The organism is Nocardioides sp. URHA0032, assembly GCF_000620645.1.
GTDB lineage: Bacteria > Actinomycetota > Actinomycetes > Propionibacteriales > Nocardioidaceae > Nocardioides.
The window spans coordinates 170,902-191,385 of sequence record NZ_JIAV01000018.1 but is presented as its reverse complement, the minus strand read 5'-3'; the positions used below and the strand labels follow the sequence as shown (position 1 = coordinate 191,385).

The window sequence follows — 20,484 nt, the reverse complement described above, 5'->3', positions numbered from 1 at the left end:
GCGGTCAGCCTGTCATGTGGCCGCAAGTCCCGGTCTCATGGTGACACCGAGGCGTCAGATCTCGAACTGGCCGGCCTCGAGCCGCTGCTTGACGTCCCGGAGGAACCGGCCCGCGTCGGCGCCGTCGACCAGCTGGTGGTCGTAGGTGAGCGACAGGTAGACCATGTGCCGCACCGCGATCGTCTCGCCGAGGTTCGGGTCGTCGATGACCACCGGGCGCTTGACGACCGCGCCGGGGCCGAGGATCGCGACCTGCGGCTTGTTGATGATCGGGGTGTCGAACAGGGCTCCGAAGCTGCCGAGGTTCGTGATCGTGAACGTGCCGCCGGACAGCTCGTCCGGGCCGATCTTGTTGGACCGGGTGCGGCCCGCCACGTCGGCGATCTTCTTCGCCAGCCCGGCCACCGACAGGTCGCCGGCGTCCTTGATCACCGGGGTGAGCAAGCCCTTCTCGGTGTCGACCGCGATGGCCAGGTGCTCGCGGTCGAAGTAGGTGACCTCGCCCGCCTCGGTGTCGATCGTCGCGTTGAGGGCGGGGTGCACCTTGAGCGCGTCGATCGCGGCCTTCGCGAAGAACGGCAGGTACGTCAGCTTCACGCCCTCGCGCGCCAGGAAGTCCTCCTTGGCGGCCTCGCGCAACCGGGCGACGTTCGTGACGTCGACCTCCATGACCTGGGTCAGCTGGGCCGAGTGCTGCAGCGACTCGACCATCCGGGACGCGATGATCTTGCGCAGTCGCGACAGCTTCTCGGTCTGGCCGCGCAGCGGGGACGGGGTCGTCGCCGGCGCGGGCGCCGAGGCGGCGGCCGCGGCCGGAGCCGGGGCGGCTGCGGCCGGCTGCTGGGCCTTGGCGGCGGCGTCCAGGACGTCCTGCTTCCGGATCCGGCCGCCGACGCCGGTGCCGGCGATCGAGGCCAGGTCCACGTTGTGCTGCGCGGCCATCTTGCGGACCAGCGGCGTCACGTAGCCGGGGCCGTCACCGGACGCCTCGGCCGTTCCGGCCGCCGGGGCGGGCTCGGGCTCGGCCGCCCGCGCGGGCTCGGGCTGCTTCGTCTCCTGGGGCGCGGGCTCGGGCTCCGGCTCGGGCTCCGGCTCGGGCTCCGGCTCGGGCTCCGGCTCGGGCTCCGGCTCGGGCTCCGGCTGCCTCTCCTCGGCCTTCTCCTCCTGCTTCGCGGGAGCGGCGTCCGCGTCACCGATCACGGCCAGCTCGGCGCCGACCTCGACGGTCTCGTCCTCCTGGACCTTGATCTCCAGCAGCGTGCCGGCGACCGGTGAGGGGATCTCGGTGTCGACCTTGTCGGTGGAGACCTCGAGCAGCGGCTCGTCGACCGCCACGCCGTCGCCGACCTGCTTCAGCCAGCGCGTCACGGTGCCCTCGGTGACCGACTCACCCAGCGCGGGCAGCGACACCGTCGTACCGCCGCCGCCGGACGGCTTGGCCTGCGCGGCGGGCTTCTCGGCCTCCTCGCCCGCGGGGGCGGGCTCCTCGGCGGCCTCGGGCTCCTGGGCCTTCTCCCGCTCCGGCTCCGGCTCGGGCTCCGGCTCGGGCTCCGGCTGGGACTCCTGCCCGGACGAGTCCGACGAGCCGGACGACTCACCCTCGTCGCCGATCACCGCGAGGACGGCGCCGACCTCGACCGTGTCGTCCTCGTTCGCCTTGATCTCCAGCAGCGTGCCGGCGATCGGCGAGGGGATCTCGGTGTCGACCTTGTCGGTCGAGACCTCGAGCAACGGCTCGTCCACCGCCACCGAGTCACCGACCTGCTTGAGCCAGCGGGTGACGGTGCCTTCGGTGACGGACTCGCCGAGTGCCGGCAGGTTGACTTCGGTGGCCATGGACTTCCTTCGCTTCGGTTCTCGTCTGTCAGGAGTGTGCGTGGAACGGCTTGCCGGCGAGGGCCAGGTGCGCCTCGCCGAGCGCCTCGTTCTGCGTGGGGTGCGCGTGGACCAGGGGGGCCACGTCCTCGGGGTACCCCTCCCAGTTGTAGATGAGCTGCGCCTCGCCGATGAGCTCGCCGACCCGGTCGCCGACCAGGTGCACGCCGATGACCGGCCCGTCCTTGCGGCGCACCAGCTTCACGAAGCCCTGCGTCTTGAGGATCTGGCTCTTGCCGTTGCCGCCGAGGTCGAAGGTGAAGGTCTCGATGCCGTCCGCGCCGTACGTCGACGCGGCCTTCGCCTCGTCGAGGCCGACGGACGCGACCTCCGGGTGGGAGTACGTCACCCGCGGGATGCCTGCCTCGTCGACCGGCCGCGGGTCGAGCCCGGCGATGTCCTCGGCGACGAAGACCCCCTGCTGGAACCCGCGGTGCGCGAGCTGCAGTCCCGGGACGATGTCGCCCACGGCGTACACGCCCTCGAGGTTCGTGCGGCAGCGGTCGTCGGCCAGCACGAAGCCGCGGTCCATCGAGACGCCCTGCTCGTCGTACCCGAGGCCCTCGGTGACCGGCCCGCGGCCGACCGCGACCAGCAGCAGGTCGGCCTCGATCACGTCGCCGCCCTCGACGGTGACCGCGACGCCGGTGTCGGTGTGCTTGACGCTCTGGAACGGCGTGCCGGTGCGGAACGCGATGCCGCGCTTGCGGAACGCCCGCTCCAGGGCCTTCGAGGACGCCTCGTCCTCGGCGGCGACCAGCCGGGGGAGCGCCTCGACGATGGTGACCTCGGCGCCGAAGGAGCGCCACACGCTCGCGAACTCGCAGCCGATCACGCCGCCACCGAGCACGACCACGGAGGCCGGCACGTTCTCGAGCCGCAGCGCGTGCTCGGAGGTGATCACCCGCTCCCCGTCGACGTCCAGGCCGGGCAGGGTGCGGGCGTAGGAGCCAGAGGCGAGCACGACGTTCCTGCCGGTGTACGCCGTCCCGTCGACGGTGACCTCGCGCGGGCCGGTGAGCCGGCCGGTGCCCTCGATGACGGTGATGCCGCGGCTCTTGATCAGGCCCGCGAGGCCCTTGTAGAGCCGGGAGACGACGCCGTCCTTGTAGGCGTTCACGCCCGGCATGTCGATGCCCTCGAGGGTCGCCCGCACGCCGAACTGCTCGGACTCGCGGGCCTGGTCGGCGACCTCGGCGGCGTGCAGCAGCGCCTTGGTCGGGATGCAGCCGACGTGGAGGCAGGTGCCCCCGAGGTTGCCCTTCTCGACCAGGCCCACCGAGAGGCCCAGCTGCGCGGCCCGGAGGGCACACGCGTAGCCACCGGAGCCGGCGCCGAGGATGAGAACGTCGAAGTCGGGATCGGCCACGGGGCCATCCTTGCACTTCCGTGCAACGTGTCCACACCGAGGTTCCTACGCTCCGGTAGCCCGTCAGGGCACACTTGGGCGCATGTCATGGATGAACCGCTTCCGCCGCGGCTCGACGAAGATGAGCCGGCCGGCACGCGACGCTCAACGCACCGGCTCGACGCGGGTGCGCGCCGCCGACGGCATGGACCTCGACCACCTGCAGGCCTGGACCGCGGAGCGCCGCGGCGTCGAGGGCTTCGTCGAGCCGCGCACGGCGGTCAGCGACGTGACGCTGCTGCTCGTCGCGCACGACGGGGAGTGGACCCGGCGCCGGGTGCCCTCGGTGAAGTGGGCGCACGACTTCTGCAACCGCAACCAGATCCCGTCGTACGACGCCGCCGTCGTCGGCATCCCCCAGCGGATGCGCGACTACAACCGCCGCAAGAAGCTCATGGGCGAGTAGCGAGCGCCCGCGCGAAGTCGACCAGCGTCGCCACGGCGACGCCGGTGCCGCCCGGGGTCTGGTGCCCCCACGCGCTGCCGGAGTTGAACGACGGCCCGGCGATGTCGAGGTGCGCCCACGGCAGCCCGGCCGTGAACTCGCGCAGGAACGCGGCCGCGAACAGGCCACCGCCCCACCGGATCCAGTCGTGCTGCGACAGGTCGGCGACCTTGCTGCTGGTGATCCGCTCCGACATCGCCTCGGGGATCGGCATCGGCCACATCTCCTCGCCGGCGGTCGCCGCGGCGACGAGGACGTCCGCGACGACGTCGTCGGACCCCATCACGCCGGAGATCCGGTCACCGAGGGCCACCACCATGTGGCCAGTGAGCGTGGCCACGTCCAGGATCACGTCGGGCTGCTGCTCGGTCGCGCGCATGAGCGCGTCGGCCAGGATCAGCCGGCCCTCGGCGTCGGTGTTGAGCACCTCGACCGTGGTGCCGCCGTACATCGTCAGCACGTCACCGGGCCGCATGGACGAGCCGGAGACCATGTTCTCCGCCATCGGCGCGAACGCGGAGATCCGCACCGGCAGCCCGAGGGTCGCGATCGCGTACGTCGCCTGGACGATCGCCGCGGCACCCGCCATGTCCGACTTCATGTCGTTCATGCTCGCCGCGGGCTTGATCGTGAGGCCGCCTGAGTCGAAGGTGATGCCCTTGCCGACGAGCGCGAGGTGGTGCCGGGCGCCCTTCGGGGCGTAGGTCAGCTCGACCAGCCGCGGCGCCGCCGACGAGCCCATGCCGACGCCGAGGATGCCGCCGCAGCCGAGCTCCGCCAGCTCCTCCTCGTCCAGCACCCGGATGCCGATCTTCGGGGCACCCCGGCCCCTCGTGACCTCCTTGGTCGCCGCCACGACGGCGTCGGCGAACTTCGGCGGCGTCAGGTCGCCCGGCGGGGTGTTCACCCAGTCGCGGGTCGCGGCGACCGCGCGGGTCACGACCCGGCTCTCCTCGAACGCAGTGATGACCTCCTTGCGGCGCGCGGCGGCGCTGAGCACCACCACCTCCCCGGGGCCGTCCTTCTTCTCGTCCTTCTTGTACGCCGTGAACGCGTACCCGCCGAGCTCCCATCCCTCGGTGACCGCGCGCACGAGCTCCGCGGAGTCCGCCGGCAGCGCCACGGCGACCGACGCCGCATTGGTGACCGCGCGGGCGGCGACGCCCGCGGCCCGGCGTACCGCGGTCGCGTCCTGGTTGCGCCCCAGGCCGACGAGCACGAGCAGGGGGGAGGGGATGGCCCCGGCGGTCGGCACCTTCACGACCTCGCCGGACTTGCCGGTCACACCGAGGCCGGACATGAGCGGGCGGAGCTTGCGGCCGTACGCCGAGGCGACGTCGCCGGCCGCGCCGTCCAGCTCCGGGCCCTTCGCGCCCTGGACCACCCCCACGACGACGGCGTCGCATCGGGTCTTGGCGGGGCTGGCGCTGCGCAGGGTGTACGACGTCACCGGGGCAGGATAGACGCCGGGGCGAGCACGGCCCTGCGGTAGGTTCGCCGCCATGGCGGACCTCCTGCTCTCCCCCTTGAACGACCGGCACGAGGCCCTCGGCGCGAAGTTCGCGGAGTTCGGTGGCTGGTCGATGCCGCTGGAGTACCCCGCCGGCGTCGTCAAGGAGCACACGGCCGTCCGGGAGTCGGTCGGGGTCTTCGACGTCAGCCACCTCGGCAAGGCCGTCGTCGAGGGGCCGGGCGCCGCCGAGTTCGTGAACCGCACGCTCACCAACGACCTCGGCCGGATCGGTCCGGGCCGGGCGCAGTACACGCTGTGCTGCGACGACGCCACCGGCGGCGTGGTCGACGACCTCATCGCCTACCTCTACGCCGACGACCGGGTCTTCCTCATCCCGAACGCCGCCAACACCGCCGAGGTCGTCCGGCGGCTCGCCGCGGAGGCGCCCGAGGGCGTCACCGTCACCGACCGGCACCGCGACTTCGCGGTGCTCGCGGTCCAGGGGACGAAGTCCGACGAGGTCCTCGCGGCGGTGGGGCTCCCGGTCGGGCACGACTACATGTCGTTCGCGGAGGCGCCGTACGAGGGCGAGACCGTCGTGGTCTGCCGCACCGGCTACACGGGCGAGCGCGGCTACGAGCTGGTCGCACCGAACGCCGTTGCCGGGGCGCTCTGGGACGCGGTGATGGCGGCGGGGGAGCAGTACGGCGTCCTCGCGTGCGGCCTCGGCGCCCGGGACACGCTGCGGACCGAGATGGGCTACCCACTGCACGGCCAGGACATCTCCCTCCACGTCACCCCGAACGAGGCGCGGCTGGGTTGGGCGGTCGGCTGGCAGAAGGACGCCTTCTGGGGCCGGGACGTGCTGACCGCCGAGCGGGCCGAGGGCCCGAAGCGGGTGCTGCGCGGCCTGGTCGCGACCGGTCGCGGCATCCCGCGCCCGCACATGACGGTGAGCCTCACCCCGGACGTGCTGCTCGGCGAGGTCACCTCCGGCACGTTCTCGCCGACCCTGCGCAAGGGCATCGGGCTGGCGCTGCTGCCGTCGTTCGTGAACCCGGACGCCGAGGTCGGCGTCGACGTGCGCGGGCGTCGAGAGATCTTCCAGCTCACCAAGCCGCCGTTCCTCGACCCGTCCGTCCGGGAGACCTGACATGAACCTTCCCGAGCACCCGCCGACGTTCCGCCAGCCACCGGCAGCCGACCGGCCGTGGTGGTGGCGGCTCGAGGACAGCGCGGGTGGCGAGGTCACGCTGACCGGCGACCTCGCCGGCCAGCGGTTCGCCTCGCAGGCCGACGCCGAGTCCTGGGTCGGCGAGATCTGGTCGGACCTCGCGGCCGAGGGGGTCGACGCGGTCACGCTGTTCGAGCACGACCGGCAGGTGTACGGCCCCATGTCACTGCATGCCTAGCGGGATGACCAGATGGCCGGGAACGACGCCGACTTCGCTGCCTACCTGGCGGCGCGCTGGCCGTTCCTCGTCCGCTCGCTGGTCCTGATCGGCTGGTCCCCGGTCGAGGCCGAGGACATCGCGCTCACCGGGCTCGCGCGCTGCCGCAGCGCCTGGGGGCGGATGCGCGAGGTCGACGACGTCGACGCGGAGGTGTTCGGCACCGTCCTCGAGGCGCGTCCGCACGCGCCGCCGTCGCGTCCGGGCGCGCCGCTCGACGACCCGTCCGAGGCGGAGCTGCTGCGACAAGAGCTCGAGCAGCAGCTCACCCGGCTTGCGCCGGAGGAGCGCGAGGCCGTCGTGCTGCGCTTCGTGGGCGGCCTCGACGAGGTACAGGTGGCCGACACCCTGGACGTCCCGGTCGCGACCGTGGGCAGCCGCGTCGCGCAGGGCCTGGCGCGCATCGAGCCGCCCGCGCTGCGGGCCGAGGAGGCGTTCCGCACGGCGGCCGGCTCGATCGAGGTGCCGACCGCGCCGTACGACGGTGTCGTGGCCCGGGCCCGCGAGCAGCGGCGCAGGCGGTGGCGCATCGTCGCTGGGGCCGCCGCGGCCATTCTGGTCGTCGCCGGCGGCACGACCTGGCTGACGACGCGGCCCGAGAAGCCGGCCGAGCCGGAGACGACGCGCGTGGTGGCGTCCCCGAACCCGGTCGACATCTCCTGGTACGACGGGCGCCTGCACCTGCGCCGGGTCGCGGTGCACCTCCCGGGCCTGACGTCGGTGGCCGGGGTCGGCGAGAGCGCGGCCTTCATCGACACCGACGGCGCGGTCGGTGTCGTGCAGCCGGCCGGCGAGGTCGCCCTGGTCGGCCGGTCGGCGCCGGGGTCGCGGGTGCTCGGCTCCGCCGAGAACGGCTGGGCCGCCTGGGTGGAGCCCGGCGACCCCGCCAGCCGGATCGTGGTCTGGTCCGTCGGGAACCACGAGGAGGTCGACAGCCTCGTGGTCGCTCCCGGGACCCGGCTGGTCGCGATCGACCAGGACCGGGTCTACGCCACCGGCGACGCCGGCGCGTTCGAGTGGCGGCCGGCGCACGGCAGGCCGGTCCGGCTCGACGAGCCGGGGCTCCTCGACGTCGGCTCCTCGACGCGGGTCTACCAGCGGCACCGGGCCATCACGGTGGTGCAGCCGTTCTACGACGTCACGTTCACCCGGCGCGGCGAGGGGGCGGCCGTGTCGCCCGGTGGGACCTTCGTGCTCAGTCGCATCCCGGGGCCGTGGGTGCCCGGATCGCCGTTCACACCCCTGGTCTACGACGCCCGCACCGGCGACCTGCTGCCGTCGGGGGTGGCACCCGACGAGCGGGTGGTGGACGCGGCGTTCGGCAACAACCACGAGATCAACTACCTGGTCGCGAACGTGAGCGACCTCGAGGGCGTCGACCTGGACGGCGCCCGGTCGCGGCTCTTCGTGCTCCGGACCTGCGCGCTGGAGAGGAGCACCTGCAGCGACGTGGTGCCGGTGCGCTCCGCCGCGGACCGGGCGATGTTCGCTCCCTAGCCTGGCCCCTATTTTGGATCGCATGCGATTCAGCCAGGTCGACGTGTTCTCCGCCCAGCCGCTGCGCGGCAACCCGGTCGCGGTCGTGCACGACGCCGACGGCGTCACCGACGACCAGATGGCGGCGTTCGCCCGGTGGACGAACCTGTCGGAGACGACGTTCCTGCTACCGCCAACGGACCCGGCCGCCGACTACCGGCTGCGGATCTGGACGCCCGGAGGCGAGCTGCCGTTCGCCGGCCACCCGACGCTCGGGAGCGCGCACGCGTGGCTCGAGGCCGGCGGGGTGCCCGCGGGCGACGGCTCCCCGGACTCCGTCGTCCAGGAGTGCGGTGCCGGGCTGGTGCGGATCCGGCGCGCCGATCGGCTGTCGTTCGCCGCGCCGCCGCTGATGCGCTCCGGTCCGGTGGACGCCTCCGACCTGGCGGGGATCTGCCGGGCGCTGCGGCTGCCGGAGTCGGCGATCCTCGAGACGGCCTGGATCGACAACGGTCCGGGCTGGGTGGGCGTCCTGCTGGAGGACGCCGCCGCGGTGCTCGCCGTCGAGCCGGACTGGACGGCGTTCGGCGACCTGAAGATCGGCGTCGTCGGGCCGTACGCCGACGGCCCGCTCGCCGCCGAGCTGCGCGCGTTCTGCCCCGGCTACGGGATGCCGGAGGACCCGGTGACCGGCTCGCTCAACGCGGGCGTCGGGCAGTGGCTCGCCGGCACCCGGCTGCCGTCGTCGTACGTCGCCTCCCAGGGCACCGCGCTCGGCCGGGCCGGCCGGGTGCACGTGGACACCGTCGACGGCCAGGTCTGGGTCGGTGGCGACACGCGAACGACGATCACCGGAACCGTGTCGCTCGACTAGGGTCGGGACCGTGCAGCAGTACCTCGATCTCCTCCAGCGGGTCCTCGACGATGGTGTCGAGAAGGGCGACCGCACCGGCACCGGCACCCGCTCGGTCTTCGGCCACCAGATGCGCTTCGACCTCCGTGCCGGCTTCCCGCTGGTCACCACGAAGAAGATCCACACCCGCTCGGTGTTCGGCGAGCTGCTGTGGTTCCTGCGGGGCGACACCAACGTGAAGTGGCTCCAGGACCGCGGCATCACGATCTGGGACGAGTGGGCCGACGAGAACGGCGACCTCGGGCCGGTCTACGGCTACCAGTGGCGGTCCTGGCCCACACCGGACGGCGGCCACGTCGACCAGATCGCGGCCGTGGTGTCGCAGATCCGGGACAACCCGGACTCGCGACGCCACATCGTCTCGGCGTGGAACGTCGCCGACATCCCCGACATGGCGCTCGCGCCCTGCCACACGATGTTCCAGTTCTACGTGGCCGACGGCCGGCTCTCCTGCCAGCTCTACCAGCGCTCGGCCGACGTGTTCCTCGGCGTCCCGTTCAACATCGCGTCGTACGCCCTGCTCACCCACATGGTCGCCCAGGTGACCGGTCTCGAGGTCGGCGACTTCGTGCACACGCTCGGCGACGCGCACCTCTACCTCAACCACCTCGAGCAGGCCCGGCTCCAGCTGACCCGCTCGCCGCGCCCGCTCCCGCGGCTCGTGCTGGACCCGGCGGTCTCCGAGCTGGACGCGTTCGACCTCGAGCACATCAGCGTGGAGGGCTACGACCCGCATCCCGGGATCAAGGCGCCCATCGCCGTATGAGCAAGCGCATCGTGATGGTGGCGGCCGTGGCCCGCAACCGGGTGATCGGCAACGGGCCCGACATCCCGTGGAAGATCCCCGGCGAACAGGCCGAGTTCAAGCGGCTGACGACGGGCCACACGCTGGTGATAGGCCGGACGACCTACGAGTCCATCGGCCGGCCGCTACCGGGCCGGACCACGATCGTGCTCACCCGCTCGCCGACCTGGTCCGCCGACGGCGTCCTGGTCACCCACTCGTTCTTCGACGCCCTGTCCCGGGCTGCGCTCCTGCCCGGCGAGGTGGTCGTCGCCGGCGGGGCGCAGGTGTACGCCGAGGCGATGCCGTTCGCGAGCGAGCAGATCATCAGCGAGGTGCCGGTCTCGCCGCCCGGAGACGCCTTCTACCCCGAGATCGACCCTGCCGCCTGGGAGGTCGTCGAGCGGGAGCCGCGCGAGGGGTACGAGCGGGTCACCTGGCTGCGGCGCGAGCGGATGTGACGCGCCACCTGCGAGCTTGCGCGGCCTGACAGGGTGACGGCATGGAGCTGCGCGTGTTCACCGAGCCTCAGCAGGGGGCGACGTACGACGACCTGGTGGCGGTGGCCAAGGAGGCGGAGGCGCTCGGGTTCGGGGCGTTCTTCCGCTCCGACCACTACCTCGGGATGGGCACCGAGGGGCTTCCCGGGCCGAGCGACGCGTGGATCACGCTGGCCGGGATCGCCCGCGAGACCAGCACGATCCGGCTCGGGACGCTGATGACGAGCGCGACCTTCCGGCTGCCCGGACCGCTGGCGATCAGCGTGGCGACCGTCGACCAGATGAGCGGCGGGCGGGTCGAGCTCGGGATCGGCGCCGGCTGGTTCGCGCAGGAGCACGAGGCGTACGGCATCCCGTTCCCCGGCACCGGCGAGCGGTTCGACCGGTTCGAGGAGCAGCTGGCGATCATCACCGGGCTGTGGGCGACGCCGCCGGGGGAGCGGTTCGCCCACGAGGGCACGCACTACCGGGTGACCGACAACCCGGCGCTGCCCAAGCCGGCGCAGGCGAAGGTGCCTGTCCTGATCGGCGGCCACGGCGCGCGGCGTACGCCGGACCTGGCGGCTCGGTACGCCGACGAGTTCAACGTCCCGTTCGCGGGCGAGGACGACACGCGCACCCAGTTCGCACGGGTCCGCGAGGCCTGCGAGCGGCACGACCGCGACCCGGACGGGCTGACCTGGTCCAACGCGCTGGTCGTCTGCGTCGGCGCCGACGAGGCCGAGGTCGAGCGCCGCGCCGCTGCGATCGGCCGCGACAAGGACGAGCTGCGGGAGAACGGCGTCGCCGGTACGCCCGAAGAGGCGGCCGACACGATCCGCCGGTACGCCGACCTCGGCGCGCAGCGGATCTACCTGCAGTTCCTGGACCTCTCCGACCTCGACCACCTGCGACTCGTGGCACGCGACGTCATGCCGCACGTGTGAGCGGTGGCCGGGACGATAGCCTTGAGCACATGACGTCCGCGCCCGTTGCACCGTTCGGCCACGTCCTGACGGCGATGGCCACCGCGTTCCACGGCGACGGCTCGGTCGACCTCGAGGGCACCGCCCGGATCGCCGCCCACCTCGTCGACCACGGTCACGACGGCGTCGTGGTGTCGGGCACGACGGGCGAGTCGCCCACGACCACCACCGAGGAGGACGGCGCGATCCTCGCCGCGGTCAAGGACGCCGTCGGCGCCCGCGCGAGCGTCGTCGCGGGCGTCGGCACCAACTCCACGGCGCACTCGATCGAGCTGGCCGAGCAGGCCGCCAAGGTCGGTGCGGACGGCGTGCTGCTGGTGACGCCGTACTACAACAAGCCCGGCCAGGCCGGTGTGCTCCACCACTTCCGCTCGGTCGCCGAGGCCACCGACCTGCCCGTGATGCTCTACGACGTCCCCGGCCGCACCGGCACCCAGATCGCCCTCGAGACCTACGAGCAGGCGGTCCGGATGCAGAACGTCGTCGCGGTCAAGGACGCCGTCAACGACTTCGTGCGCGGGGTCAGGCTCACCGAGCTCGGGTACGCCGTCTACTCCGGCGACGACGCGAGCAACCTCGGCTGGCTCGCGCACGGCGCGGTCGGCTTCGTCTCGGTCGTCGGCCACGCCGCCGGCAACGAGACGAAGGCGATGGCCGAGGCGTTCTGGGCCGGCGACCACGCCGAGGCCCTCCAGATCTTCACGCGGCTGCTCCCCGCGATCGACGCCATCATGGGCGTCCCCAACTACGGAGCGACCACCGCCAAGGCAAGCCTCCAGCTGCTCGGCGTCCTCGACAACCGCAACGTGCGCGGCCCCCTGGTGGCGCTCGACGACGACGAGGTCGCCGCGCTCCGCGTGGGGCTCGAAGCCTCCGGCCTCCTCTAAAGGACACACATTGAGTCACCCGCATCCCGAGCTCTCCGAACCGGCCGCACTGCCGATGGGGGGCCTGCGGGTCATCCCCATGGGCGGCCTCGGCGAGGTCGGCCGCAACATGACCGTCTTCGAGTACGACGGCCGCCTGCTGATCGTCGACTGCGGCGTGCTCTTCCCCGAGGACCACCAGCCGGGCGTCGACCTGATCCTCCCGGACTGGTCCTCGATCCGGGACCGGCTCGACGCGGTCGAGGCGCTGGTCCTCACCCACGGGCACGAGGACCACATCGGCGCGACGCCGTACCTGCTGCGCGAACGGCGGGACATCCCGCTCGTCGGCTCGGAGCTGACCCTGGCGCTGCTGGACTCCAAGCTCCGCGAGCACCGGCTCCGCGAGACCGTGCACCACAAGGTCCGCGAGGGCGACCGGCTCACGATCGGCCCCTTCGACCTCGAGTTCGTCGCGGTCAACCACTCGATCCCCGACGCGCTCGCGGTCGCGATCCGGACCGGCGCCGGCATGGTGCTGCACACCGGCGACTTCAAGATGGACCAGCTCCCGCTGGACGGCCGGATCACCGACCTGCGCTCGTTCGCCCGGCTGGGGGAGGAGGGTGTCGACCTCTTCCTCACCGACTCCACGAACGCCGAGACCCCCGGCTTCACGCCGGCCGAGAAGTCGATCACCCCCGTCATCGACCAGGTCTTCCGCGACTCGGCGCAGCGGGTCATCGTCGCCTGCTTCGCCTCGCACGTCCATCGTGTCCAGCAGGTCATCGACGCAGCCGTCGCCCACGACCGCAAGATCGCGTACGTCGGCCGCTCGATGGTCCGCAACATGGCGATCGCCCGCGACCTCGGCTACCTGCACGTCCCGCCGGACGTGCTCGTCGACGCCAAGGACCTCGCCGACCTGCCCCCGGAGCGCCAGGTGCTGATCTCCACCGGCTCGCAGGGCGAGCCGATGAGCGCGCTGAGCCGGATCGCCCAGCGCAACCACAACTTCGTGCACATCGAGGAGGGCGACACCGTCCTGCTCGCGTCCAGCCTGATCCCCGGCAACGAGAACGCCGTCTACCGGGTCATCAACGGCCTGGCCCGCTGGGGCGCCCGGGTCGTGCACAAGGGCAACGCGCTCGTCCATGTGTCCGGCCACGCCAGTGCCGGCGAGCTCCTCTACTGCTACAACATCGTCAGGCCGCGCAACGTGCTGCCCGTGCACGGCGAGATCCGGCACATGCTGGCCAACGCCGCGCTGGCCCGGGCGACCGGCATCGAGAACGTCGTCATCGCCGAGGACGGCGTGGTCGTCGACCTGGTCGACGGCGTCGCCTCGGTCGCGGGCAAGGTCGACTGCGGGTACGTCTTCGTGGACGGCTCGTCGGTCGGCGACATCACCGAGTCCGACCTCAAGGACCGCCGGATCCTCGGCGAGGAGGGCTTCATCTCGGTGATCGTCGTGGTCGACTCGGTCAGCGGGAAGGTCTCCGCCGGCCCCGAGATCCACGCCCGCGGCTTCGCCGAGGACGACGCGACCTTCGACGACGTCAAGCAGCCGATCATCGATGCGCTGGACGCCCAGATCCGCGAGGGCAACACCGACTCCTACCAGCTCCAGCAGACCGTGCGCCGCGTCGTCGGACGGTGGGTCAGCAACACCCACCGGCGCCGGCCGATGATCATCCCCGTCGTCATCGAGGCCTGAGGCCAGCCGAGACCGAGGAACGAGGTCTCGGCGTCGGCCGAAGGGGTCGAGTAGCACCCCCGCCTGAGCCTGCGAAGGCGGGTGGGTGCGTATCGAGACACTGGTGAGCCGAGGAACGAGGTCTCGGCGTCGGCCGAAGGGGTCGAGTAGCACCCCCGCCTGAGCCTGCGAAAGGCGGGTGGGTGCGTATCGAGACACGGTGGACCCCGACACGCACTCCTGTGATCCATGTGACTGGAGTGACCCCTGCGTAGGGTGTCAACCATGGCGACCCGTACGTCTTCCCCGCCGGGGTCGCGGAGCAAGAGCACGTCCTCCTCGCGGAGCGGCTCGAGCACCCGAACCCGGAGTACCAGCCCGAAGCGCAAGCCTGCCCCGAAGCGGAAGCCGGCTGCCCTGAAGCCCGCGGCCCGCCGCCCGGCACCGCGTGCCGTCCGCAGCGGTCCGGGACCGGTCGCCCGGGTGTTCACCGTGGTCTTCCGAGGGGTCGCCGCCGTCTGGCTGGCCGTCGCGCACGGCATCGGCGCGATCGCCCGGAGCATCGGGCACACCGCCCGCGACCTCGAGCCCGAGCACCGGCGCGACGGCGTGGGCCTGTTCCTGTTCGCCGGCGCGGTCGTCGTCGCCGCCGCGGTCTGGTGGCAGCTGCCCGGCTCGATCATGGATGCCGCGCGCACGGTCGTCGAGGGCTCGGTCGGCAAGGTCGGCTTCCTCGTCCCGCTCGCGCTGCTCTACGTCGGCTGGCGCACCATGCGCGACCCCGAGCACAACGGACCGGTCGGGCGCCAGGTGGTCGGCTGGTCGGCGTTCGCCTTCGGCCTGCTCGGGATCGTCCAGATCGCCGGGGGCAACCCCCAGCCCGAGATGGGTGACACCTCCGACCTGCGCAGCGCCGGCGGCGCGATCGGGTATGTCGTGTCCAGCCTGCTGCTCGACCTGCTCCGCTCGGAGCTCGTCGTCGTGCCGCTGCTCGCGATGCTGGCCTTCTTCGGCGTCCTCATCATCACCGCGACGCCGCTCTACCAGGTCCCGACCAGGCTCGCGGAGACCCGCGACCGGCTGCTCGGCCGCGAGCCTGCCCACGCCGAGGACCCGGACGCCACCCAGGCGATCCCGGCGACCCGCTCCCGCCGGCGCAAGCCCGCCGAGGTCGACGAGATCGACCCGGACCTCGGCGACCCGGCGTACGACAGCCCGGTCCTCACCGACCGCGAGCTCCGCAAGCGGAAGAAGAACCTCGAGACCACCGACGAGGGGCTGGACATCTTCGCGCCGACGGACGGTGACGTACCTACGGTCGTAACCACAGATGGCGACAACACCGAGCTCCCTGCACCATTTCACACGCCGCTGCCGCCGCGCGTCGAGCAGCTCGCGCTGTCCGGCGACGTCGCCTACTCGCTGCCCGCCAACGACGTGCTGAAGCCGGGCTCGCCGCACAAGGCACGCTCCAAGGCCAGCGACGCGGTGGTGGACCGGCTGACCCAGGTGATCGAGGAGTTCGCGATCGACGCCCAGGTCACCGGCTACACGCGCGGCCCGACCGTGACCCGCTACGAGGTCGAGCTCGGTCCGGGCGTGAAGGTCGAGAAGATCACGAACATCCAGAAGAACATCGCGTACGCCGTCGCCTCGGCCGACGTGCGGATCCTGAGCCCGATCCCGGGGAAGTCCGCGGTCGGCGTCGAGATCCCCAACCTGGACAAGGAGATCGTCTCCCTCGGCGACGTGCTCCGCTCGACCACCGCGCGCAGCGACCACCACCCGATGGTCGCCGGGCTCGGCAAGGACGTGGAGGGCGGGTTCGTCGTCGCGAACCTCGCGAAGATGCCGCACCTCCTGGTCGCCGGCGCCACCGGCTCGGGCAAGTCGTCGTTCATCAACTCGATGATCACCTCGATCCTGATGCGCTCCACCCCGGACGAGGTGCGGATGATCATGGTCGACCCGAAGCGGGTCGAGCTGAACGCCTACGAGGGCGTCCCGCACCTGATCACGCCGATCATCACGAACCCCAAGAAGGCCGCCGAGGCGCTGGCGTGGGTCGTCCGCGAGATGGACCTGCGGTACGACGACCTTGCGAACTTCGGCTTCCGCCACATCGACGACTTCAACAAGGCGGTCCGGGCCGGCAAGGTGACGGTGCCGCCGGGCAGCGAGCGCGAGCTCACGCCGTACCCGTACCTGCTGGTGATCGTCGACGAGCTCGCGGACCTGATGATGGTCGCCCCGCGCGACGTCGAGGACGCGATCGTCCGGATCACCCAGCTGGCGCGCGCCGCCGGCATCCACCTGGTGCTCGCGACCCAGCGTCCGTCCGTCGACGTCGTGACCGGCCTGATCAAGGCGAACGTGCCGTCGCGACTGGCGTTCGCCACCTCCAGCCTCGCCGACAGCCGGGTCATCCTCGACCAGCCGGGCGCGGAGAAGCTGGTCGGCCAGGGTGACGGCCTGTTCCTGCCGATGGGTGCCTCGAAGGCCGCACGGATCCAGGGCTCCTGGGTCACCGAGGCCGAGATCCACCAGGTCGTCCAGCACTGCAAGACCCAGCTGCAGCCCACCTACCGCGAGGACGTCACCGCCCCCGCAGCCAGCAAGCGCGAGCTCGACGACGACATCGGCGACGACATGGACCTGGTGATCCAGGCGATCGAGCTGGTCGTCTCCACCCAGTTCGGGTCCACCTCGATGCTGCAGCGCAAGCTCCGCGTCGGCTTCGCGAAGGCGGGCCGGCTGATGGACATCCTCGAGAGCCGTGGCGTGGTCGGACCCAGCGAGGGGTCCAAGGCGCGCGACGTGCTGGTCAAGCCCGACGAGATCGATGCCGTGATCGCGACCCTCCAGGGGGAGATGTGAGCAACCTGATGGCAGAGCCCGTCACCGAGCCCGTTGTCGAAGGACCCGTCGAGGTCCGCACCGATGCCCGCGTCACCGGCGCCGTCGGCGCGGTCGCGGCCGCCATGTCGATCGCCTACCTGACCCGCGTGGTCAGTGGCGCCGGCTGGCTGGACTGGGCGCTGGTGCTCGTCACCGGCGCGATCGCGGTCGTCCACCTGCAGTCCCTCCTGGACGCCCGCGTGCCGCTGCTGGTCGTGGACCAGCACGGCGTCCGGTTCCGCCGCGGCCGCACCTGGCGCGGCCTGCCGTGGGACGAGATCGAGTACGTCGAGCACGAACCGCGGCACAGGCTGTTCCACGACGGCCGGCTGGTGCTGGTCCCGCGCGACGCGGACGCCGGCGAGCAGTCGGTGACGCTGTCGCTGTCGACGCGCGTGGTCGGCGCCCACGGTGACCTGACCGGGGCGCTCGAGCTGCTCGCCGCGGATCCCGGGCAGGTGGTCGAGATCGTCCCCGACGAGGTCGACGAGGTCGACGAGGTCGACGAGGTCGACGAGGTCGACGAGGTCGACGCTCCGGTCGAGGACGTCGAATACGTCGAGGACGTCGAGGACGACCCGCACCCGCCGGTGCTCCACGACCCGCGGCCGGCGATCGCCCGAGGCATCGGCTTCCTCGCCGACCGCCTGCCGCTGCACCGGCCCGCTGACGACCTCATCGACGGCGGCGTCGAGCCCGAGCCGACCGTGTCCCTGCCGCCGATGGTGGCGAGCGCGACCCCGCTCCCGCTGCGGGACGCGGTGACCGGCGTACGTGCCGAGGTCCGCTTCGAGGGCGCCGCGGCGCTCCGGATCGACCCGCTGGACGACGCCGACGCGACCCAGCTCGACCTCCCGGAGGTCGGTGAGCTGCAGCACCGGTTCGACGCGCTGGTCGTCGACGACCCGGCCCCGGCGCCCGACCCGGTCGTCGGCCCCGAGATCGCCGCGGCCCGTACGCGGCTCGCGCTGAGCGTCGACCAGCTGGCCGACCGCACCCGGATCCGCCCGCACGTGATCGAGTCCATCGAGGTCGACGACTTCGCGCCGTGCGGTGGCGACTTCTACGCCCGCGGGCACCTGCGCACGCTGGCCCGGGTGCTCGGCATCGACGCCGCGCCCCTCCTGACGTCCTACGACGAGCGGTACGCCGACGCGCCCATCGACGCGCGCCGCGTGTTCGAGGCGGAGCTCGCCACCAGCCAGGGCGGCCCGATCCGCAGCACCCGCGGCGGCCCGAACTGGTCGGTCCTCGTCGCCGCCGTGATGGCGATCGTGCTCGCCTGGTCGATCGCCCGGCTGATCATGGACAGCCCGGTCGAGCTGCACTCCAAGCCGGTGCTGAACGGGTCCCCGTCCAGCTCGACCAAGCTCGGCCCCGCCGTACCCGTCCTGCTCGACGCCTCCGCGGGCGGCGCGCACGTCGTGGTCCGCGACGGCGCCGGCGACGTCGTCTTCAACGGCGACCTGGCGTTCGGCGACAGCCGCACGGTCAAGGCCGCCCCGCCGGTGCGGGTGCAGTCCTCGGACGGCGCGCTGCAGGTGACGGTGGACGGCCAGGACCGGGGTCCGCTCGGGGCGGACGGGCAGCCCGCGCAGAACACCTTCGCCGCCGCCGAATAGGCCCAGCGCGGACCGGGTTGAGATACTCGGTCGATCATGACGACTGACACGCGCGACCTGCTCTCGGTGGCGATGGTGACCCTCGGGTGCGCCCGCAACGAGGTCGACTCCGAGGAGCTGGCCGGCCGGCTCGAGGCGGGCGGGTTCCTGCTCGTCGAGGACCCGGCCGACGCGGACACCGTCGTGGTCAACACCTGCGGCTTCGTCGAGTCCGCCAAGAAGGACTCGGTCGACACCCTGCTCGAGGCGGCCGACCTCAAGGCCACCGGCCGCACGCAGGCCGTCGTCGCCGTCGGCTGCATGGCCGAGCGGTACGGCAAGGAGCTCGCCGACTCGCTGCCCGAGGCGGACGCTGTCCTCGGCTTCGACGACTACCCCGACATCGCAGACCGGCTCCGGTCGATCGTCGCGGGGGAGACCCACCAGGCCCACACCCCGCAGGACCGCCGGCTGCTGCTGCCGATCACGCCCGTCGAGCGGGCGCTGTCCACCACGCCGGTGCCCGGGCACGCCTCCGGTCCGGCGTCGGTACGCCGGCGCCTGGACCCCGGCCCGACCGCGGCGCTCAAGCTCGCCAGCGGCTGTGACCGGCGCTGCTCCTTCTGCGCGATCCCGGCCTTCCGCGGCTCGTTCGTCAGCCGGCGCCCCAGCGACGTGCTCCAGGAGGCGCGCTGGCTCGGCGAGCAGGGCGCCCGCGAGCTGTTCCTCGTGAGCGAGAACTCGACGTCGTACGGCAAGGATCTCGGCGACCTCCGCCTCCTCGAGACGCTGCTGCCCGAGCTCGCCGCGGTCGACGGCGTGGACCGGGTCCGGGTGTCGTACCTCCAGCCCGCCGAGACCCGGCCGGGGCTGGTCGAGGCGATCGCGACCACGCCCGGCGTCACGCCGTACTTCGACCTGTCCTTCCAGCACGCGAGCGCGAGCGTGCTGCGCCGGATGCGTCGCTTCGGCGACCCGGAGAGCTTCCTCGGCCTGCTGGAGCAGGTGCGCTCGCTGGCGCCCGAGGCAGGCGTGCGCTGCAACGTGATCGTCGGCTTCCCCGGCGAGACGGAGGACGACCTCGAGACGCTCTGCGAGTTCCTGGTCGCGGCCAGGATGGACGTCACCGGCGTGTTCGGCTACTCCGACGAGGACGGCACCGAGGCCGCGACGTACGACGGCAAGCTCGACGAGGACGAGGTGCGGGCCCGAGCCGAGCACGTGGGCGCGCTGGTCGAGGAGCTCACCTCCCAGCGCGCCGCCGACCGGGTCGGCGAGGCCGTCGAGGTGCTGGTCGAGCTGGTCGCCGACGGGAGCGTCGAGGGACGCGCCGCCCACCAGGGTCCCGAGGTCGACGGCTCGACGTACCTCGTGGACAGCGACGCCCGCGTCGGCGACCTCGTGCGCGCGCAGGTCGTGGGCTCCGAAGGCGTCGACCTCTACGCTCGGGAACTGTGATGGCCGACGTCGCGAAGACCCAGCCCAGCAACTGGAACGTCCCGAACGTCCTCACGACGCTCCGGATCGTCCTGGTCCCGTTCTTCGCCTGGGCACTGCTCGTCGACGGCGGCGACGACATCACCTGGCGCTGCGTGGCCTGGGCGATCTTCGTGGTCGCGATGATCACCGACAAGGTCGACGGCGACCTGGCCCGCAAGCACGACCTGGTCACGAACTTCGGCAAGATCGCGGACCCGATCGCGGACAAGGCGATCACCGGGATGGCCTTCATCGGCCTCTCGATCGTCGGCGACGTCTGGTGGTGGGTCACGATCGTGGTCCTGGTCCGCGAGTGGAGCGTGACGCTGCTCCGGCTGTCGGTGCTGAGCAGGGTCGTGATCGCGGCGGCCGACCTGGGCAAGATCAAGACCACGTTCCAGGCGATCGCGCTCGGGTTCCTGTGCCTGCCGCTGCGCGACCCGGACCTGCCGGGCTGGATGGAGGTCCCCGGCGAGGTGCTCTTCTACGCCGCGCAGGTCTGCCTCGCGGTGGCCGTGGCGTTGACGATGTGGTCGGGGTGGGAGTTCTACCGCGACGTGTGGAAGCAGCGGGCGGCGCTCCGCAGCGGCTGACCCGACCGTGGGGGACCGGGCCGCCCCGGGGCGCAGCGCTCACGACATCGACCCGCCCGGCACGCGCCGAGCGGGTCGATG

The 20,484-nt window shown here is 72.3% G+C and carries 17 protein-coding genes; 14 read left to right on the top strand and 3 right to left on the bottom strand.

Annotation, left to right across the window (positions count from 1 at the left end; genetic code table 11):
* Positions 1-54 precede the first annotated feature (54 nt).
* Together sucB and lpdA are read right to left on the bottom strand one after the other, a co-directional pair.
* Positions 55-1,836 (bottom strand): 2-oxoglutarate dehydrogenase, E2 component, dihydrolipoamide succinyltransferase, encoded by a 1,782-nt coding sequence (gene sucB, locus N538_RS0107770; protein ID WP_028636849.1) that lies wholly within the window; start codon positions 1,834-1,836, stop codon positions 55-57.
* Between the two features lie 28 nt (positions 1,837-1,864).
* A complete protein-coding gene (lpdA, locus tag N538_RS0107765; protein WP_028636848.1) occupies positions 1,865-3,244 on the bottom strand; it encodes a dihydrolipoyl dehydrogenase in 1,380 nt (459 codons plus the stop codon).
* A gap of 82 nt (positions 3,245-3,326) precedes the next feature.
* Between lpdA and N538_RS0107760 the strand changes: the two genes are divergently transcribed.
* Positions 3,327-3,689 (top strand): hypothetical protein, encoded by a 363-nt coding sequence (locus N538_RS0107760; RefSeq protein ID WP_231496161.1) that lies wholly within the window; start codon positions 3,327-3,329, stop codon positions 3,687-3,689.
* Here N538_RS0107760 and N538_RS0107755 read toward each other — a convergent pair.
* Entirely contained in the window at positions 3,676-5,178 is a 1,503-nt protein-coding gene (locus N538_RS0107755) for a leucyl aminopeptidase (RefSeq protein ID WP_028636846.1), read from the bottom strand. The two genes, N538_RS0107760 and N538_RS0107755, sit on opposite strands and share 14 nt — an antisense overlap.
* 52 nt (positions 5,179-5,230) lie before the next feature.
* On the opposite strand from N538_RS0107755, the gene gcvT reads away from it, so the two are divergent.
* The 13 genes from gcvT (at position 5,231) to pgsA (ending at position 20,403) form a co-directional block, all read left to right on the top strand.
* A complete protein-coding gene (gcvT, locus tag N538_RS0107750; RefSeq protein WP_028636845.1) occupies positions 5,231-6,334 on the top strand; it encodes a glycine cleavage system aminomethyltransferase GcvT in 1,104 nt (367 codons plus the stop codon).
* 1 nt (position 6,335) lies between these two features.
* The gene (locus tag N538_RS24300; RefSeq protein WP_051548951.1) at positions 6,336-6,593 is read left to right on the top strand and encodes a hypothetical protein; all 258 of its coding nucleotides are present in this window, start codon (positions 6,336-6,338) and stop codon (positions 6,591-6,593) included.
* Between the two features lie 12 nt (positions 6,594-6,605).
* Positions 6,606-8,129, top strand: a complete 1,524-nt coding sequence (locus tag N538_RS0107740) for a sigma factor-like helix-turn-helix DNA-binding protein (protein WP_028636844.1) — start codon at positions 6,606-6,608, stop codon at positions 8,127-8,129.
* 22 nt (positions 8,130-8,151) lie between these two features.
* Positions 8,152-8,982: a PhzF family phenazine biosynthesis protein gene (locus N538_RS0107735; RefSeq protein WP_028636843.1), complete on the top strand. Its 831-nt coding sequence runs from the start codon at positions 8,152-8,154 to the stop codon at positions 8,980-8,982.
* A gap of 10 nt (positions 8,983-8,992) precedes the next feature.
* Entirely contained in the window at positions 8,993-9,787 is a 795-nt protein-coding gene (locus N538_RS0107730; RefSeq protein ID WP_028636842.1) for a thymidylate synthase, read from the top strand.
* A complete protein-coding gene (locus tag N538_RS0107725) occupies positions 9,784-10,266 on the top strand; it encodes a dihydrofolate reductase (protein ID WP_036569821.1) in 483 nt (160 codons plus the stop codon). Before N538_RS0107730 ends, N538_RS0107725 begins: the two co-directional genes overlap by 4 nt.
* 41 nt (positions 10,267-10,307) lie before the next feature.
* Positions 10,308-11,231, top strand: coding sequence for an LLM class F420-dependent oxidoreductase (locus tag N538_RS0107720; protein ID WP_028636840.1), 924 nt, complete (start codon positions 10,308-10,310; stop codon positions 11,229-11,231).
* A 29-nt stretch (positions 11,232-11,260) separates the two neighbouring features.
* The gene (gene dapA, locus N538_RS0107715; protein WP_028636839.1) at positions 11,261-12,157 is read left to right on the top strand and encodes a 4-hydroxy-tetrahydrodipicolinate synthase; all 897 of its coding nucleotides are present in this window, start codon (positions 11,261-11,263) and stop codon (positions 12,155-12,157) included.
* A gap of 10 nt (positions 12,158-12,167) precedes the next feature.
* Complete coding sequence (locus tag N538_RS0107710) at positions 12,168-13,853, top strand: ribonuclease J (protein ID WP_028636838.1); 1,686 nt, start codon at positions 12,168-12,170, stop codon at positions 13,851-13,853.
* Between the two features lie 264 nt (positions 13,854-14,117).
* Positions 14,118-16,709: an FtsK/SpoIIIE family DNA translocase gene (locus N538_RS0107705; protein WP_028636837.1), complete on the top strand. Its 2,592-nt coding sequence runs from the start codon at positions 14,118-14,120 to the stop codon at positions 16,707-16,709.
* A gap of 8 nt (positions 16,710-16,717) precedes the next feature.
* Complete coding sequence (locus tag N538_RS0107700) at positions 16,718-18,352, top strand: helix-turn-helix domain-containing protein (protein ID WP_155991999.1); 1,635 nt, start codon at positions 16,718-16,720, stop codon at positions 18,350-18,352.
* A gap of 36 nt (positions 18,353-18,388) precedes the next feature.
* Positions 18,389-19,789, top strand: a complete 1,401-nt coding sequence (rimO, locus tag N538_RS0107695) for a 30S ribosomal protein S12 methylthiotransferase RimO (RefSeq protein WP_028636835.1) — start codon at positions 18,389-18,391, stop codon at positions 19,787-19,789.
* A complete protein-coding gene (gene pgsA, locus N538_RS0107690) occupies positions 19,789-20,403 on the top strand; it encodes a CDP-diacylglycerol--glycerol-3-phosphate 3-phosphatidyltransferase (RefSeq protein WP_028636834.1) in 615 nt (204 codons plus the stop codon). Before rimO ends, pgsA begins: the two co-directional genes overlap by 1 nt.
* Positions 20,404-20,484: the final 81 nt, after the last annotated feature.